14 protein-coding genes and 1 riboswitch are annotated in these 17684 nt (G+C 40.8%); of the genes, 6 read left to right on the forward strand and 8 right to left on the reverse strand.

Annotation, left to right across the window (positions count from 1 at the left end):
- Nucleotides 1-11 precede the first annotated feature (11 nt).
- The 4 genes from AC6CHV_RS24405 to AC6CHV_RS24420 all read left to right on the forward strand — a co-directional run bounded on the left by AC6CHV_RS24405 (nucleotide 12) and on the right by AC6CHV_RS24420 (nucleotide 4828).
- Entirely contained in the window at nucleotides 12-1517 is a 1506-nt protein-coding gene (locus tag AC6CHV_RS24405) for an FGGY family carbohydrate kinase (protein WP_498079851.1), read from the forward strand.
- Nucleotides 1518-2477 (forward strand): NAD(P)-dependent oxidoreductase, encoded by a 960-nt coding sequence (locus tag AC6CHV_RS24410; RefSeq protein ID WP_498079852.1) that lies wholly within the window; start codon nucleotides 1518-1520, stop codon nucleotides 2475-2477.
- Nucleotides 2478-2587: 110 nt separating this feature from the next.
- The gene (locus AC6CHV_RS24415) at nucleotides 2588-3571 is read left to right on the forward strand and encodes a ribose-phosphate diphosphokinase (protein ID WP_498079853.1); all 984 of its coding nucleotides are present in this window, start codon (nucleotides 2588-2590) and stop codon (nucleotides 3569-3571) included.
- Between the two features lie 120 nt (nucleotides 3572-3691).
- Entirely contained in the window at nucleotides 3692-4828 is a 1137-nt protein-coding gene (locus AC6CHV_RS24420; RefSeq protein ID WP_498079854.1) for an SEC-C metal-binding domain-containing protein, read from the forward strand.
- Between the two features lie 78 nt (nucleotides 4829-4906).
- Here AC6CHV_RS24420 and AC6CHV_RS24425 read toward each other — a convergent pair whose 3' ends face one another.
- From AC6CHV_RS24425 to AC6CHV_RS24455, 7 genes are all read right to left on the reverse strand, one after another.
- Complete coding sequence (locus tag AC6CHV_RS24425) at nucleotides 4907-6211, reverse strand: solute carrier family 23 protein (protein ID WP_121445516.1); 1305 nt, start codon at nucleotides 6209-6211, stop codon at nucleotides 4907-4909.
- Nucleotides 6211-6801, reverse strand: a complete 591-nt coding sequence (locus tag AC6CHV_RS24430) for a xanthine phosphoribosyltransferase (RefSeq protein ID WP_498079855.1) — start codon at nucleotides 6799-6801, stop codon at nucleotides 6211-6213. The genes AC6CHV_RS24425 and AC6CHV_RS24430 overlap by 1 nt, the downstream gene beginning before the upstream one ends.
- 109 nt (nucleotides 6802-6910) lie before the next feature.
- A riboswitch (purine riboswitch) is annotated at nucleotides 6911-7012 on the reverse strand.
- 452 nt (nucleotides 7013-7464) lie between these two features.
- On the reverse strand, nucleotides 7465-7950 hold the full coding sequence (locus AC6CHV_RS24435) for a CBO0543 family protein (protein ID WP_498079856.1): 486 nt from the start codon (nucleotides 7948-7950) through the stop codon (nucleotides 7465-7467).
- Between the two features lie 3 nt (nucleotides 7951-7953).
- A complete protein-coding gene (locus AC6CHV_RS24440) occupies nucleotides 7954-8448 on the reverse strand; it encodes a CBO0543 family protein (protein ID WP_498079857.1) in 495 nt (164 codons plus the stop codon).
- A 340-nt stretch (nucleotides 8449-8788) separates the two neighbouring features.
- Nucleotides 8789-10072, reverse strand: a complete 1284-nt coding sequence (locus AC6CHV_RS24445; protein WP_498079858.1) for an allantoate amidohydrolase — start codon at nucleotides 10070-10072, stop codon at nucleotides 8789-8791.
- 874 nt (nucleotides 10073-10946) lie between these two features.
- Nucleotides 10947-11477, reverse strand: a complete 531-nt coding sequence (locus AC6CHV_RS24450; RefSeq protein WP_498079859.1) for a hypothetical protein — start codon at nucleotides 11475-11477, stop codon at nucleotides 10947-10949.
- Between the two features lie 229 nt (nucleotides 11478-11706).
- Nucleotides 11707-12186, reverse strand: coding sequence for a sigma-70 family RNA polymerase sigma factor (locus AC6CHV_RS24455; RefSeq protein ID WP_341333167.1), 480 nt, complete (start codon nucleotides 12184-12186; stop codon nucleotides 11707-11709).
- Between the two features lie 590 nt (nucleotides 12187-12776).
- Here AC6CHV_RS24455 and AC6CHV_RS24460 point away from each other — a divergent pair.
- The gene (locus AC6CHV_RS24460; RefSeq protein WP_498079860.1) at nucleotides 12777-13961 is read left to right on the forward strand and encodes an acetyl-CoA C-acyltransferase; all 1185 of its coding nucleotides are present in this window, start codon (nucleotides 12777-12779) and stop codon (nucleotides 13959-13961) included.
- Between the two features lie 116 nt (nucleotides 13962-14077).
- Here AC6CHV_RS24460 and AC6CHV_RS24465 read toward each other — a convergent pair whose 3' ends face one another.
- Nucleotides 14078-15634: an ATP-binding protein gene (locus tag AC6CHV_RS24465; RefSeq protein WP_498079861.1), complete on the reverse strand. Its 1557-nt coding sequence runs from the start codon at nucleotides 15632-15634 to the stop codon at nucleotides 14078-14080.
- A 446-nt stretch (nucleotides 15635-16080) separates the two neighbouring features.
- Between AC6CHV_RS24465 and AC6CHV_RS24470 the strand changes: the two genes are divergently transcribed.
- The coding region (locus tag AC6CHV_RS24470) for a DUF2334 domain-containing protein (protein WP_498079862.1) at nucleotides 16081-17684 on the forward strand (1604 nt) is incomplete at its 3' end.

Consider the following 17684-nt stretch of genomic DNA (forward strand, 5'->3'; position numbering starts at 1 on the left):
GGTGATAGTTTATGTCTCACGTTATTGGGATTGATATCGGAACAAGTGGTATTAAAGTAGGCGCAATGAACCAAGAAGGAGTATTGGGGTACCTTGAGTACCAACCATACTCCCTTCTTTATCCTAAAAAGACTTGGATAGAAATCGACCTTGAAGATATTTGGGATAAAACCAAATCATTGCTATTAAAAGTATGTAATGAAGTAGAGAAAGGTGGAAGCGTTGATGCAATCTCGCTATCTACCTTTTGTAATTCGTCAGTTTTTTTAGAAGAAGATGGAAATCCACTTCATCAGGGAATTATATACCTGGACCAGAGGAGTAAAGAAGAATCTGAATGGATAAAGAATGTAGTTGGTGTGGACACCTTGGACAGAATCACGAAAAATCGACTAGAGCCAGGGATGTATACCGTGACAACCTACCTTTGGTTTAAAAATCATTTTCCTAAGGACTATGAAAAAACATATAAATGGGGAAATTTATCCACTTTTATTTTGCATAAGCTAACAGGGGAATTTGTGATGGACTGGACTCAAAGTTCGTATTCAGGAATTTACGATGTCGTGAACTATGAGTGGTCAAGAGAGATTTCTGAAAAAGTAGGGGTCGATGAAAAGAAGCTGCCTAAAGTAGTAGATCCAAAATCAATAGTTGGAAATGTAAAAATACCTGAGTTGTCTTCGAAAAAAATTCCAGTTATTTCGGGTGCTGCAGATACTGCGTGCTCAACTGTTGCTTTAAGCACAAAACCCAATGAAATGTTTGAATCTGTTGGTACATCAAATGTCCTAACGGTTTGTACAGATCTACCTGATAACTTGGATAAGCGTTTCCTAAATCGTTGTCATGTCAACAAACACCAATGGCTTTCACATGGAGCTATGTCTTTTCCTGGGGCATCCATTCAGTGGTTCTATGACAATTTCTTAAAAACCGAGGGGCATACAAAAGAAATATATGGAGAATTGTATAATCAATCCTCTATAGGATCAAATGGCGTATATTTCCTGCCGTATATGCAGGGTGAAAGATCGCCAATATGGGATCCGAATGCAAGAGGAGTTTTTGTAGGAATCCATTTGAACACATCCAAAGCAGACATGTTCCGTGCTATTTTAGAGGGTTGTGCCTTTGGTTTAAAGCAAATTAATGAAATTATTGAAACAAAGTATAACCTTAAGTTCGATCGTTTTCAATCTATCGGTGGTGGTTCAAAGAACAAGGAATGGGCACAGATTAAAGCAAATGTTTTGAATAAGAACATTGAGATTAAGGATATATCTGAAACTGGTGTGTTAGGCGCCTGTTTACTTGCAGGAACAGCTATTGGTTATTTTCCATCCTTAGAAGAAGCAGCACATGTAATAGATAACAAAACGATTACTGTTGTAAAACCGAATAAAAGTGAGGTTGCACAATACGAACATTTATATAAAGTGTTTTGTGAATTATATCCGTCATTAAAGCAATTCTTTGTGAGTAGTGTTGCACAGAGGTTGGAGAGTGGTGAATAGATGAAAAAGACTGTTTATATTACAAGGAAGATGCCAAAGGAGATTTATGAGAAACTTGCAATGCATTTTAATGTAAAAATGTGGCATGAGGAGACAATACCTGTACCGCGTGAGGTTTTGTTAAAGGAAATTGAAAATGTAGAAGGTCTCTATTGTTTATTAACAGACACAATTGATAAAGAGATTTTCGATCATGCTCCCAATTTAAAGGTTGTTAGCAATTTAGCAGTTGGCTACAACAATATTGATGTTAAGGAAGCAACAAGCCGTGGAATTATTGTTACAAATACTCCTGGTGTATTAACAGAAACAACGGCTGATTTAACATTTGCACTGTTAATGGCGACAGCAAGACGGGTTATTGAGGCATCAGATTTCTTGCGTAGCGGTGAGTGGGGGGCTTGGTCACCCATGGAACTGACGGGCCAAGATATTTATGGGGCTACGATTGGAATTATAGGAATGGGCAGGATAGGAGAGGCGTTAGTTAAGAGGGCTAAAGGCTTCAATATGGAAGTCATTTATTATAATCGTTCACGTAAACTAGAAACAGAAAAAAATTTAGGAATTAAATACGTAGATTTACACACCCTATTAAAAAAATCTGATTTTGTATGTCTTCTAATTCCTTATAATCCAGAGGTTCGTCATTTAATTGGTGAAGAGGAGCTTTCTCTCATGAAGAAAGAAGCAATTTTAATCAATAGTGCTAGAGGCGGTATTGTTGATGAGGTTGCTTTATATAATGCCCTTAAGAACAATCAAATATGGGCTGCGGGATTGGATGTGTTTGAACAGGAACCAGTGCCTGTTGATCATCCGTTACTTACGTTACCTAATGTTGTAACTCTACCACATATTGGTAGTGCCAGTGTGAAAACTAGAACAAATATGGCGCATTTGGTAGCAGACAATATAATTAATGTACTTCAAGGTAGAGAACCCCTATCAAAAGTTTAGGTCACTGAAATGATTGATGAACAATACTGTCACATTTAGTAGTTTATTGTACAAAATTAACGAATTTTAGTTACAAGGGGATGCCCTCATACAGAAGATATATTATAATAATGGTATCACTACATCAGTATGGAGGACGAACAGTGGCTTATAAATTAAATCAGTGTTTTAAAATGTTTACTTTAAATTCGAATCCTAAACTTGCAGAGGAAATGGCGACGTTACTAGGGTGCGAATTAGGAAAGTGTTCAGTTACACGTTTTAGCGACGGAGAAATCCAAATAAACATAGAAGAAAGTGTTCGTGGAAGTGAGGTTTATTTAGTACAGTCAACTTCACAGCCAGCTAATGAACATATTATGGAATTATTAATTATGATTGATGCGTTAAAACGCGCTTCAGCAAAGAACATCAATGTTGTAATTCCATACTATGGATACGCGAGACAAGACCGTAAAGCGCGCTCACGTGAACCAATCACTGCTAAGCTTGTAGCAAATTTACTGGAAAAAGCGGGAGCAACTAGGGTTGTAACGATGGACCTACACGCACCACAAATCCAAGGATTTTTCGATATTCCTGTTGATCAATTACTTGGAGTACCCCTTTTAGCGAAGTATTTCGGTGAAAAAGGGCTTGAGGATGTTGTCGTCGTTGCGCCAGACCAAGGTGGAGTTGTTCGTGCTAGAAAACTTGCGAGCCGACTAAATGCACCTATCGCATTTATTGATAAACGTCGTCCGAAACCAAACGTGGCACAGGTGATGAATATCGTTGGTAACATTGAAGGTAAAAATGCAATCATCATTGACGACTTGATTGACACAGCTGGAACCATTACCTTAGCTGCGAAAGCATTAAAGGAAATGGGGGCAAAAGAAGTATATGCATGCTGTACGCATCCAGTCCTATCTGGCCCAGCGATTGAAAGAATTGAATCATCACCAATTCAGGAACTGGTAATCACAAATACCATCCAACTGCCTGAAGAAAAACAGATCGACAAAATCACAACAATTTCAGTAGCACCACTGTTAGTAGATGCTGTCGAACGTATACACAACGAAAAAGCCGTAAGTCCTTTATTTGAATAAATACATGAATCTGGGCTGTTCCACACTTTGGAACGGCCCTTTTTGGGACAATCCACTTTTATATGGTAATATGGTGGAACGAGGGACCTGTCCCTGTGTCCCAAGAAAGGATAGACTGTTATGACATTTTTAGAAAAAATAAAGCCACATCTACTTTCGGATGATATTTTGATTCAAAGAACAGTTTTGCATGCGCTACATGAATACCCAAATGTTCCCGAAGAGTGGACAGTTGAGTTACTGAAGGAAGCATTCAGAAATGAAGCGAAGCAAGCTGACATATTAATGTACCTAGATAAACAAAAAATTAATGAAGAAGCACTGGCTATTTTAATCGATAATATTCCTACTATGAAGCAGAAAGACCGTCACCTGGCTTTGGGGTTAATAAATAATATTGATACTCCACTTGCTTTAAAGTATAAAAAGCAACTTGAAAAATATATTCCAAAACAAATCTGGGAAATCCATGAGGTTATCGAACATGGCGAGGAAGAAGACGTATATTCCATGTACGGTGAGGTATTGAATAAAATTGAACGATCTCTTTCCCCTGGATATGACTATTACCCAATTGCGAAAAAGATATCTAAGTGTATTGTAGAAAAGGGTTGGATAACGGAGGAAGAGATTGACGGTGTTCTTGCAGAGGAAACCAACGAAGAGTGGTTTTCTGAAAATGGGATTATGAATGTCTATATGGCTGGATTGCTAAAACTAGAAAAACACATCCCACTTTTTTCAAGTTTCTTAATGAGAGATGATGACGCCTTATTGGAGGAAGTGAATGCAGCACTAATCCAATTTGATTCAGATCAAGTAGTAAAAGCGGTTGCTCCTTATGTAAGAAAGCCAGAGTCTGTCATATATGCAGCCTCGATCTTAGGAAATATCAAAACCGACCTTGCGCTTCAGGAATTAAAAAAGGCCTATCATGAAACAGATGAATTGGATGTACAAGAACCCATTATTGAGGCGCTTAGCTTCCATTTTTCAAAAGAGGGACTTCCTGAAATGAACGCCCATATGGAGTATGAATATGATTTTTCACTAGTGGAAATTGAGCACGTCGCCTACAGTTTTTACACGATCCTTGGCGAAAAGCACCCAGACCTACTCGAGTGGAAGAAAAATGAAATGGGAAAAGAAGGTCCAGCGCTTCAAATAACTCCAGTTATAAACGAAAATAAAATAGGCAGAAACGACCCATGCATATGCGGCAGCGGAAAAAAATATAAAAAATGCTGTGGAAAATAAACAAAAACGGCTGAATCCAATTTGGGGATTCGCCGTTTTTGTTTGGGATCCGAGGGACAGGTCCTTATCCCTGTGTCCCTAGGATGCTTTTTGACCTTCTAGGATTTGGACTGTTTGGTTGGCCGGTTTTTTCATAAAAATTAGGTTCATGATGATGGCTGTTAGGCTTCCGATGACGATTCCGTTGCTGGTTAGGATTTGGACGCCTTCAGGTAGATTTGAGAATAGGGTTGGGACGGTTGTGATACCGAGGCCCATACCGATTGAACATGCCATGATTAATAGATTCTCTTGTGATGAAAAATCAACTTTGCTTAGCATTTTAATACCTGCAGAGATAACCATTCCAAACATCGCAAGCATTGCACCGCCGAGAACTGGTGTTGGGATGACAGTTGTGAATGCACTGATTTTTGGGATGAATCCAAGGATGATTAAAAATGAGCCTGCTGCGTATATCACGGTGTTCTTTTTTACGCCAGAAAGTTGGATAAGTCCAACGTTCTGTGAGTACGTTGTATATGGAAATGCGTTGAAAATTCCACCTAAAATAGTCGCAATACCTTCTGCACGATAGCCTTTTGACAATTCTTTTTCCGATAACTTTCTACCAGTGATATCACCTAGTGCGAAGTATACGCCTGATGCTTCAACAAGCCCCACGATTAGCACGAGAATCATTGTGATAATTGCGGATGGTTCAAATGTTGGCATACCAAAGTAAAACGGCTCTGGCATGTGCAACCAATTCGCCTCAGTGACAGCTGAAAAATCAACGCGCCCTAAGAAGTAAGATACAATCGTTCCAATGATTAATCCAAGTAGAATGGCGATTTGACGCATAAATCCTTTGGCAAAACGGTATAACACTAAGATGAAAATAAGTGTTCCAAATGATAATGCAAGGTTTTGAAGCGAACCGAAATCTGCGCTTCCTTGTCCGCCTGCCATGTCGTTCATCGCAACAGGAATAAGTGTGATACCAATGATGGTAACAACTGACCCTGTCACAACTGGAGGGAAATATTTTATTAACTTACCAAATATCGTTGAAACAAGGACGAGGAATACTCCGCCAACTAAAATCGAACCGTAAATCGCGGATACTCCGTAGTCTGCGCCGATTGAAATCATCGGCCCAACCGCTGTGAACGTACAACCTAGCATAACTGGTAGCCCGATTCCAAAGTATTTATTCTTCCAAACTTGTAACAGGGTTGCAATTCCACACATTAAAAGGTCGATTGCAACGAGGTACGTGAGCTGTTCACCTGTTAACCCGATAGCGCCTCCGACGATAAGTGGCACAATCACGGCTCCTGCGTACATCGCGAGTACATGTTGAATTCCAAGAGATGCGGTTTTAAATAAGTTCTCCTTCATTAGCGACCAGCCCCCACTTCTTCCAAAAATGTAACTTTTCCACCCTGTAGTGATTGGATGCGAGCAAGTGATTCAACTTTGAAACCTTTGTCGAGAAGCATTTTTCCACCATCTTGGAAGGATTTTTCAATTACAATTCCAATTCCGGCTGTTTTAGCGCCAGCTTTTTCAACGATCTCAGTTAGGCCTAGAGCAGCTTGCCCATTTGCTAAAAAGTCGTCAATGATTAGCACATTGTCTGTTGGTTCAAGGAACTTTTGAGAAACGGAAATTTCATTGGTCTCATTTTTCGTAAAAGAATGTACAGACGCTGTGAGTAGGTCATCTACTAGAGTAAGAGATTTTCTTTTTCGAGCAAAGATCACAGGGACCCCAAGTTCAAGCGCAGCCATCATGCCAGGCGCAATCCCTGAGGACTCGATTGTTAAAACCTTGGTGATTTGGTCATGCTGGAATCGTTGCGCAAACTCTTTACCGATTTCCACCATTAACACAGGATCTATTTGGTGATTTAAAAAGGCGTCAACCTTAAGAACGTGGTCGGAAAGGACTCTACCTTCATTGATAATTTTCTGCTGTAAAAGTTCCAAGCAAACTTCCTCCTTTAAAATAAAAAAGCCTGAACATCATTGCACTCCTCATTTACGAGTGAGTCAATGACCTTCAGGCTTTCACGAAGGAAGCGGAATTAGCATAAATGCATTCCCATTGCTCACTCATAGTCAGCGCATTTACGGTACGCTGGTAGAAACTTACGGGCCATATCCCCGTGATTATATGAGTGAATGCCGATATTCAAAATGGTATGTACTTATTCTATTACGGCATGCGAAATTTGTAAATGGTTGGTGTTGGAAAAGTAATAGGAAGAGGGTGGCTACAGATGGGGTGTAACATACTGGATGCTGATATAACAGGGTTTTATGGGATTGTACAACTTGATGAAAATTGTCGAAATATGTGTATGAGTAAGTTAGCGAGACGCAAATTTGCGGATAAAAGCGATAATATCCATTTCCCCGTAATTTATATTTCAGCTGTAACCATGACATACAAAAACTACAGACTTATAGTCATGGTTACGTAGAAAAAACCACATACAAACGGGATTCAAGAATAATAGAAAAATGGGTGTAGATAGTTGATTAGTTGCATTTTTCCCATCGACAAAAAAGTAGCAAATAAGACGTAAACCATGATTACGAGTAGTACATGAAGATATTTCTTGGTTTGCGAAATGGCTCTATAAATCTTTATTCCTCATTGAAATATATAGCTTTCTCGTTTGAAAAAAACCAAAGACAAAATAAACGAGACAGATAAAATGTAATAAATAACGAAATCCAGGTAAAATACCATTCCCAGTGTACATATGTGATGAGCTCAGTGTATTTTTCAATCATAACTTCTACAACTGTCATCACTGAACAAAAAAGAACATAATAACTTAATTTAATTGGGGCACTCCGGTTATTGGGATACCGTGTGTTAAAGAGGGCACAGATAACAGGAAATGCATAATACTCAAACGTGAAACTTGCTCGATTAATGGAAGGAAATAATCGGATTGGGTATTCAAGCCATCCTAACTCAACGACCATTAAGCCAATGAGAAAAGTAATAATCTGTTTGAATAAAAATGCAACAACTGCCAAACGAATCTTTTGTTTTGGGATGAAAAATAGAATTCCTGTTGATACGAAATAAACTAATATCAGGATCCACCATTCAATTCTCATGGGTCATCCACCGCTTGCTTGAGATATAGAATTTTGACGATAGAACCAGTTACAACAGACCTCGCTTACGTAAAAGAGAAAAGCGATATAAACCACCATTCCGTACCTTGTAAGGGATCCATATTCTAATAAATCTGTATATCTCTCAATTAGAATATCGAAAACCGTCACAATTGTGACCCATGAAAAAAAGATTGTCCAGTTGCGCTTTTTTCTTTTATGGACATATTTTTTCTGGTGTACATAATAGATAGAAAACAAGACCGGGTAGAAAATATAATCGATGGTAATTGCAAGATCTGTTGCTTTAGGGAGCAATCGGACTGGGGCGCTTATTAACCCGTAATAAAAGGAAGGCATGTCACAAAGCCAAATAATGCCTTGAAACATAATCAGCGCCAAAACTCCCTCGCGCCGATTTTGGCGGGGAATAAAAAGAAAAAAACAACCAAATCCGAATAGCCACATGGCTCCCAAGATATAATGCTCCATCTGCATATTGCCTAACCCCCGATTAATGATAATGGTGCAAAACGAACATTATTAATATTATCCATTTTCTTCAGTTGTATGTAATGACACCTACCAATACATAACCGAATTGCCAGCTTATATAGTAAAGAGCGAAAAAGGCAAATCATTCAATAACACGAAGTCATCATTAAATACATTGAGAAAAAGAGATCCACAAAGCCAATCAAGCCGTTAGGGACCACACCTTAAAAGGTTACAACTACATTAAAATGGGGTGAGAGACCTGCTGAAATTATAAAAAGGATGCACAAAAATCCGTGCATCCTCTTGTAATATTTATAAGGTTAAAACAAGATTACTTTAATCAATGATCAAATTTCTCCACAAAATCCTTCAACACATGGACAGACTGAACGCAGTCATTTAAAGAAGTCCACTCAGCTGGGTTGTGGCTAATGCCGTCTTTGCTCTGAGCAAAAATCATCGCTACCGGTAATACATGTCCCACAATCATCGCGTCGTGCCCAGCACCGCTTGGTAAATAGACCGGCTCAATTCCTTGGGCAACAACGGATTTTTCAAGCTTTTTCTGCATGTCTTCACTAATCGGAACAGGTGCTTCACGGAAAGTTTCTTCATATTGAAGTGCGATCCCATGTGCTTCAGAAATTGTTTGAGCTTTTTCAATCACCAATTCAATAAGTCGGTCTCGTGTTTCCTTTTTGATATCTCGAATGTCAACTGTCAGGCGAACTTCACCTGGAATGACGTTTGCGCCGTTTGGAAGCACATCAACTTTTCCAACGGTTGCAACTGCTGATGAACTCACCTGCCCAGGCAGAGATTGGACCTCATGAATGAACTGGCTCGCTGCAACCAACGCATCTTTGCGGTCGTCCATTGGGGTGTTGCCCGCATGTCCGGCAAGTCCCGAAAATGTCATTCGTAACCAACATGGACCAGCGATTCCAGTCACAATTCCAACTGGTACACCAGCTTTCTCCAATCTCTTACCTTGTTCAATATGTAATTCCACAAACGCCTCAAGTTTGGAAAGATCTCTTTTTGAATTAAAATATCCGTCAACTGAAAGTCCGATATTCTCTAAAACATCTGTAAAAGAGTCGCCATTGAAGTCAGTTTTTGCAAGATATTCCTCTCTTGTTACTTCCCCAATCATGGCTGCACTTCCACTAAAACCTCCATTAAAACGGGCGCCTTCTTCATCAGTAAAAATAACAACTTCAAATGGTCGTTCCGGCACAAAACCAGTTTGTTTCCATGCACTAGCCACCTCAAGCGCCGCAAGTACACCAAGTGGACCATCAAAATGTCCGCCGTTTGGAACACTATCAACATGGGAACCAGACATAAGCGCAGGTAGATTTGGATTTTTACCATCAATACGACCGAAAACATTTCCAGCTCCGTCTACAGTTACAACAAGGCCAGCTTCCTCCATCCATTGCTTTACCAAATCTTTTGCTGCCTTTTCCTCGGGGGAAAACCCAGTTCGGTGCGAACCATTGTCTGAGGTTAACCCAATTTCCGAAAGAGCAGACAGGCGGGATGCTAAACGCTCACCACTTACGCCGTTTTTATCTAATGATACATCATAAGTTGAAACTAACTTGTCAAATAAGTTCAAGGTAGGATACTCCTTTTTTGATTTTTTTTATAATTCTACCACATCTTGTAACTGTTATCGCGCAAAAATATTATTTTTGAAGGGAGAACAAAATAGGAACAAATGTTCTGTTTTTGCTAGTAATCTATTATCTGAAATGTTAAAATAGAGTTGCAGTTACATAAAGCGGTGGGCGGTTAGCCACTTCCTGGTTGAAGGGAGGTGGTAAAGATGACGACATACGAGGCAATGACCGTGGCAATGGAAGCTAATTTAGTTTTGCTAGGGGTCATCACAATTGTGGTAATGTTGTTCGTTGAAAACAAAAAGAAGTAACCGCCTATCCACGCCTAGGATTTAGGTAGTTACTTCTTTTTGGTATCACTACTATGTTCATGGGCAAGCCGCTCACTTGCGGCATGTAATTGTGTTGATCAGGTGTTAGCGCACCTGATCTTTTTTATTATATCTTTATTATAATCTTAATAATCGCTTAATTCAACTTGTTGAGGTGGCATTAGTAGCGAAAAAAGAATAATGTTGAAGACAAAAAGAAATAACCAGCACGCCAAACCAAGGTATTTGGGTGAATACTTCGTTTTGTCAATTTTCAATGTATAACCTCACCTGATTTTTTTTATAAGCCGATTCTACAGCGTATTAAAAGCGGGGGAGTTCCTAAAATGGTTATTACATAATTCTTTGAGCTTTAAACGCATTTCCGTCGAATAAAGCGCAATTCCCCGTACTTAGTGTGCATTTCCGCCGAATAAAACGCAAATGCTCGGACATAGTGCGCAATCCCATCAACTCATGCCAAAACCCGCCCAACCTAGAGCACAATTCGCACCGCTTAGGTCGTAATCCTCTCAACTCAACGCACAGCCCCCCGCCCTCACTCATAACTCCCCTGAACCTCGAGTGCTTTTTTCAGCATTTTCTTCTTCTTTTCCTCGTATTCATCCCGGAATGGGGTGGCCTCGTCCTTCGAAAACCCGCCTGCCTCAAGCTCGGCCTCAAGCTCTGAATAAATCTTCTCGAAAGCAACATCCGTATCTTTTTCCAGCGTCTTGAACTCATTATAATAACTGCTCATGACCTGCAATACGGCAATTCCATCAGCAGATTCCTCAACAAAGTCTGCCTTAGCCTGAGCTAGCAATTCCTTCGCTTTCTTTTTTGTTTCCTTCTCCAGACTCTCAAATTCAACCGTATATTTGTCTTTTATTACCGCCAAAGGGTCAGTCGTCGCCGCTGTTTCAACCGCAGGATCCGGTTCAGCAGCAGGGACCTTTTTCTTATCCAAATGAAGCTCGCGATGCGGCAATTTTGTCACTTGGACTTGGACCGTTTCCTTTTCCTGAATGACAGCCCAAAACACGCCAAGCTCCACAATGATTGCGAGAATTAGCAACCTCTTAATCATGTTCTCACCTCACCATACATTGTTGCCCATTGCCACACAATCCTAATCATTTATTATCCTCAAAAAATGAGCCAAAAACTCAAACAAGCGCTTGTTTGCATTCAATTAAACGTTTGTTTGAACTAGCAATCTCACAAACTGAATAACGTAAAATTCAATCAAACGTTTGTGTGAACACAAAATCGTATTTCAATCAAATGTTTGTTTGGGAAAAACACCTCTGAAATTACTATTCTAAAATAATAATTTCTCGTAACTTTTTAACGGCCTGCTTCCCCCAAGATTTCACCGATTCCACAGTAACACCGTGCTCAATTGCGATTTCTTTATAACTTTTATCCTCAATAATCCGGCCTTGAACCCATTTCACCTGATTTTTCGTCAATTTATCCCCATACATCTCGATCAAATCCTCTTGAAAGCCCTCCGAACAATCCGCGAGTTTCATAAAAATCTGTTCCCCTGATGGCTGGTAGTGTTCCTGATATCGAACCTCCTTTTTTAAATGATCCAGGAGCTTCCCTCGAATGGTTGAAAAGGCAAATGTCGAAAATTCAACACCTTTCCGAGGGTTAAAGCGGGTCGATGCTTCCCAAAGTCCAATCAAGCCAATCTGAAAAAATGTTTCTCTGTCTCCGTACAAGCGCAAGCTTTTGATCACTTGAAAAATTAATGGTTTATATTGTTCTGCAAGTTCCTCAAATTCCATGTAAAATGGTCCTTTTAAAAAACGCGTTCCTCAGTTATTCCGCCGGTAACACCAATTTACTAGGTTATAAGGAGGGGAGTCCAAATGGTAAACTTCACGTACGAGGGGGTAGGGAGGGTGTCGTATGTAACGTATGATATAGTGATACTTCACGTTTGAGTAAATTGAAAAAAGAAAAACTTAAAAAAATTGCAAAAAATATTAAAAAAAGTGACCTAGTTCACAGATATTTTGTCGAATTGTCGATTATTATAAAAACAGAAATACTACTTAAGACCTACATCCGCTTTGCTGAAACGCAGATAACCTACTTCTAAAAAGTTCACATATCATAATCCCAGCGTTTCATTTTGAATACATAGCTCTCATATTTTTATATTTCTCCCACTGATTAGAACAGCCAGAATTCGACAAACTAAAATGCAACCATGAATCGACAGAAACGCAACCACGATTCGGCATAAGACAACTGAATGAGTCTAAGCTTAGGTGTGCAGAAATGTACACCTCCTTCTAAAAGTGTACTAGTCAGAATATTCATTACAATGTGGTTGATATCATGGTAAACTAGTGTAAAAGGAGGTATTGTCATGGAACCAATTTTTATTATTGATGGAGCCCGTACGGCATTCACTAGTTTTGGAGGATCGTTTGCAGGAACAGGAGCAACCGAATTAGGACGTGCGACGGCAGTTGAGGCTATGAAGCGGTCAAAGGTCGACCCGGCGCAAATTGATCATGTGATTTACGGAAACGTGATTCATACGGAAAAAAATGCAACCTACCTGGCACGGCATATTGCACTACATAGTGGAGTTCCTCAGGAAGTACCCGCGTTTATGGTCAACCGCCTTTGTGGATCTGGTCTGCAATCAGTGGTTTCGGCCGCTCATCATATTTTAGTAGATGATGCCAACATCGTGCTGGCAGGGGGAACTGAGAACATGTCCCAATCCCCTTATGCAAATTTTAAGCAACGATTTGGCGGGTCAAAAATGGGCAATCTTCAGTTTGAAGACATGCTGCTAACAACCCTTACTGACCAATACACAGGAAAAGGTATGGGCATGACAGCTGAAAAACTAGCCAATCAGTATTCAATTTCCCGTGAAGAACAAGACAATTTTGCGGTCGAATCAAACCAAAGAGCATCTAGGGCCGCTGAGAACGGAACCTTTGCAGAAGAAATTGTTACGGTTGAGGTGAAAACAAGAAAAGGTAGTATTTTTATAGATAAAGATGAACACATCAAACCAACAGCGAATTTGGAGTCGATGAGCAAACTTCGCCCATCGTTTATATCAGACGGAACAGTTACCGCCGCGAATGCATCCGGCATCAATGATGGTGCTGCATCGGTAGTTGTTGCGGGTGAAAAAGCCGTTCGTGAAAATGGGCTGAAACCTCTTGCGAAAGTCGTTTCGTGGGGAGTAGCTGGGGTCGACCCAACCATCATGGGAATTGGACCAGTACCGGCCATTCAAAAAGCTCTCGCAAAAGCGGGACTCAGTTTAGCTGATATGGATTTGGTCGAAGTGAACGAAGCCTTCGCCGCCCAATACCTCTCAGTCGAAAAAGAACTCGGACTAGACAGAGAGAAAACGAATGTTAACGGAGGTGCCGTCGCACTTGGACACCCAGTCGGCGCAAGCGGCACTCGAATCCTGCTCTCAGCAGCATATGAACTAAGACGACGTGGCCAAAGATATGCAATAGTCAGCCTCTGTATCGGCGGAGGCCAAGGAATCGCCATGATCATCGAAAATAATAACTAATAAGATACTAAAGGCCTTCAGAAAATAATCTGAAGGCCTTTTTTAAATAGCTCGAAGTTTCAATGGGACGGAGGGACAGGTCCCTTGTCCCACGAACAGAAGCGATTTATGAAAAACTACTCCGCAGCAACCCCAGTAAACAAATAGTCATTCAATGCCAGCTGCAGCGTGCCTTTCGAATCGGCGATATCCGAAATACTGACGTCCAACGCAATCATCTTTTTCACAATTTCGGCGCGGATGCCAGTGAGGACTGTTTGGCAACCCATCATTTTAACGCCTTCAATCAGTTTCATAAAGCGAAAAATGACTTCATCCTCCATAAACGCGACCCCGGATAGGTCCATAATCAGCGTGCGAATATGCTCATTTTCAATGCTAGCTAATATTTTATCTTCAATTGTCAGTATACGTATTTTATCAATTCCTCCAATTAGCGGAATGATATGCGTTTCCTGGTTGATAGGGATAATCGGCACAGACAGATTTTCAACAAGCTGTCTCTGCGACTCAAGTAGTTCGTCCTTGAACCTTGAATAACTGATGAAAAAGTGTGTAAAGAAGTAGTCCAATAGAACGTTTACCCTTTTTTCAAGTGAGAAGAAGTCTTCTCGGTTGGTTTCAATATTGGATAATAGATCATAATTGTACAGAAAGTCCCATAGTGTACGCCGAATGGCTTGGACCCACTCAAGCTTAAACGCAACTGTCAGTGAATTTTTTGCCCAGGCGACCCCTTCTTGTTTTGCGAAGGTAATCAACTCATGCTGGCGCTCTTCAACGATAAAGACTACGAGTTTGTGCGCATTCTCGAGAAGATTGATGTCCCCGATTCTATGAATATCTTGAATTTTATCCTTCACGTTGATGGCCTCTTCAAGTAGCTTTTCTTCAAAAAGTCCTTTGTTTGCTAGGAAATACTCTTTAATGGAATCTTTGTATAGAACGTCCAATTTTCGTACACCCCGATTTATCGTATTGTGATGCCTTGGTAGTTTGATTGTAAAAGTTGTTCCTACATTTTCTTCGCTTTTGACCGAAATATCACCGCCATGCTGGTATACTGCGGAGAATACTTGAGCGAGTCCCATCCCGGTTCCGGCGTCCTTTGTTGAAAAAAACGGCGTTCCGAGTAGATTCATTTTTTCCTTTGGGATACCGACACCCGAATCTTGAATAATGACCATGACTTCTTTTTCGTCAGCACGGTGTGTAATTGAAATGTTTCCCGACCCCTCAATGGATTCAATTGCATTTTTTATCAGGTTAAAAAAAGCTTTCTTAAACTGATTTTTCTTGCCAACGATCGTTGCGTCTGTACTTTGGAAGTCCGTAACAATCTCAATTTCATATAATTTATCTAAAAAGAGGGTCAGAATGGATTCCAACTCTGTAGCAAGATGGATTGATTGCGCGTCCTCGTCCTCCAAATCAGGCTTGGACACCTGAAGCAAATTGTTCAAGGTGACAAGCGCATTATCGAGTTCACTCTGCGCAATATCGAGATAAGCATGCTCCTCCTCCTGCTGAAGAAGTTGCAAAAATCCTTTCACGGCTGTCAATGGGTTTCGCACCTCATGGGCAATCCCCGCCGCAATTTGGCCAACCGAAGCCAACTGACTTAAATGAGAATCCCTCCTTTGCTCCTCATTTTTCACTTCATTTAAAACCATAAAAAGAGTGCCCCCCAAAACTAAAAATCTTTAATATTATTAAACTTTTTAAATATTTCATAAAAAGTTTACTCATAAAACATTCGGTACCGCAACGAAAAAGGTTGGAAAACCATACCATTCCAAGAAAAATACTACAAAAGTAGTACTGCAAAAATGGGACGGAGGGACAGGTCCCTCGTCCCAAGCATGGTCCCGGGACAAGGGACCTGTCCCTGTGACCCACATCCCCTGTCCCCAAAAATTCTTTTTTGAGAACATGTACATTATGATACTAAATTAGAAAGAGGGCTCATAAATTTACTTACATGAGTATTTTTTCATTCAGCGAAAGGTCCATTTTCGTCTGGGTAGGAGGAAAGGAAGGGAGGCCAGCCATGGAGGCTTTCCAACCCCCAACCTGTCTGAGTACTCGTTATAGGACGCAATAAATGTGAGGTAATGGTATGAATCAACAAACCTACATTAATTGGAAAATCATTATGAGCATTGCCCTAATCATTGGTCTCGTTTATGCACCAACATCGAAAGCGGCTGCGAAAGATCCGAAAGTGCTGGTCATTTTCTCATCGCAAACCAACCAAGTCGATGAGCATCAGCGCCTTCTGGACATGCTGATAAGCCACTTTACAGAAGACATTTCATTCAAAAGTAGCAGCGAGGTTGGGGCCGGGGATATGAAGGGTGTGACCCATCTTTTTTACTATGGACAAACGCAGGAACAGCTGCCTCCCAAGGTTATCGACATCATGGCCACATTCAACGGCACGATCATGTCAATAGGTCTCAATATCGAACAGCAACAAGCAATTTTTCCGTTTATAAAAGCGAGTAAAACCAAGTTGTATACTGAGGAACTCTATCTTCCAGAAGAAAATAAGACTATTAAAGTTGACCCGACCACCATCATCCAAATAGAATCCACCGCCAAAACTCTAATCGAAGCGAAACAATCCAACCAATCCTACCCACTCCTAGTCAATAAGGAAAATAAATATTATTACGCGACAAATAATTTGTTTCCGCCTATCTCCAATTTCTTAGCTGAGGCCTTGCATGAAGTATTCAACATGGAACACCGAGCGCAAACCCAGGTTTATCTGAGACTAGAGGACGTCAATCCGGCCTCAGATTCGAACCAGCTGATGGAGATTGCAAAAATTCTTAAGCGACGCGACATTCCGTATATGGTGTCGGTCACCCCGGTCTATCTCGACCGGGAAACGGACGAGGAGTACCACATCAAGGATGCGCCAGATGTTCGCGCGGCCCTCAAATACATGAAGGACAATGGCGGCAGCATCATTCTTCACGGGTACACAGACCAATACGAAAATACAAAAACCGGTGATGGTTTCGAGTTTTGGGATGCAACACGAAATTCGCCAATTGTTCAAAATGAACAACAATACATCAACAATCGAATCCAACAGGGGCTCCAGGATCTTGTTGAGTATGAGCTTTACCCACTTGCATTCGAGGCACCGCATTATGCGATGAGCCAAGCGGGGTATGAAACATTGTCTGAACACTTTTCAACGATTATCGGTCAGGTTCAGCTGACAGACAAAGACTGGCGCATCATGACCGAGTCGCCATACATCACGAAGCCGACCTATCTTCATGGCATGAAGCTTTTGCCTGAGACGATTCGCTACGTGCGCTATGAGGATCCGCAGTCAATTCAGGAAATGAAGTCCCGCATTCATGATTTTACAACTGTTCGAGATGGCGTCATTGGCGGCTTTTATCATCCGTTCTTGGGGGCACGTGGACTTATTGAGATCTTAGAAGAATTTGAAAAAATACCAGGTGTCCAGTGGATTGACTTGAAAAAGTTGAAGAACACAGTGAAGGCAGATGGGATCTGGATTGAATCGAATAACGGCAAAGTAGATGGGGACTTCGATCGTGATTCATTCCCCGACGAGACAGTGATTCCTCTATCCCTAACTGAATTATTCCATTTATTTCGCGATAATACACTTTGGGTACTAATGGGAGCCGCGATTACACTTTTCGTTGCAGTTGCCTCCCTAAAAAGAGGTGA

Source organism: Ferdinandcohnia sp. GQ5, from assembly GCF_059759275.1.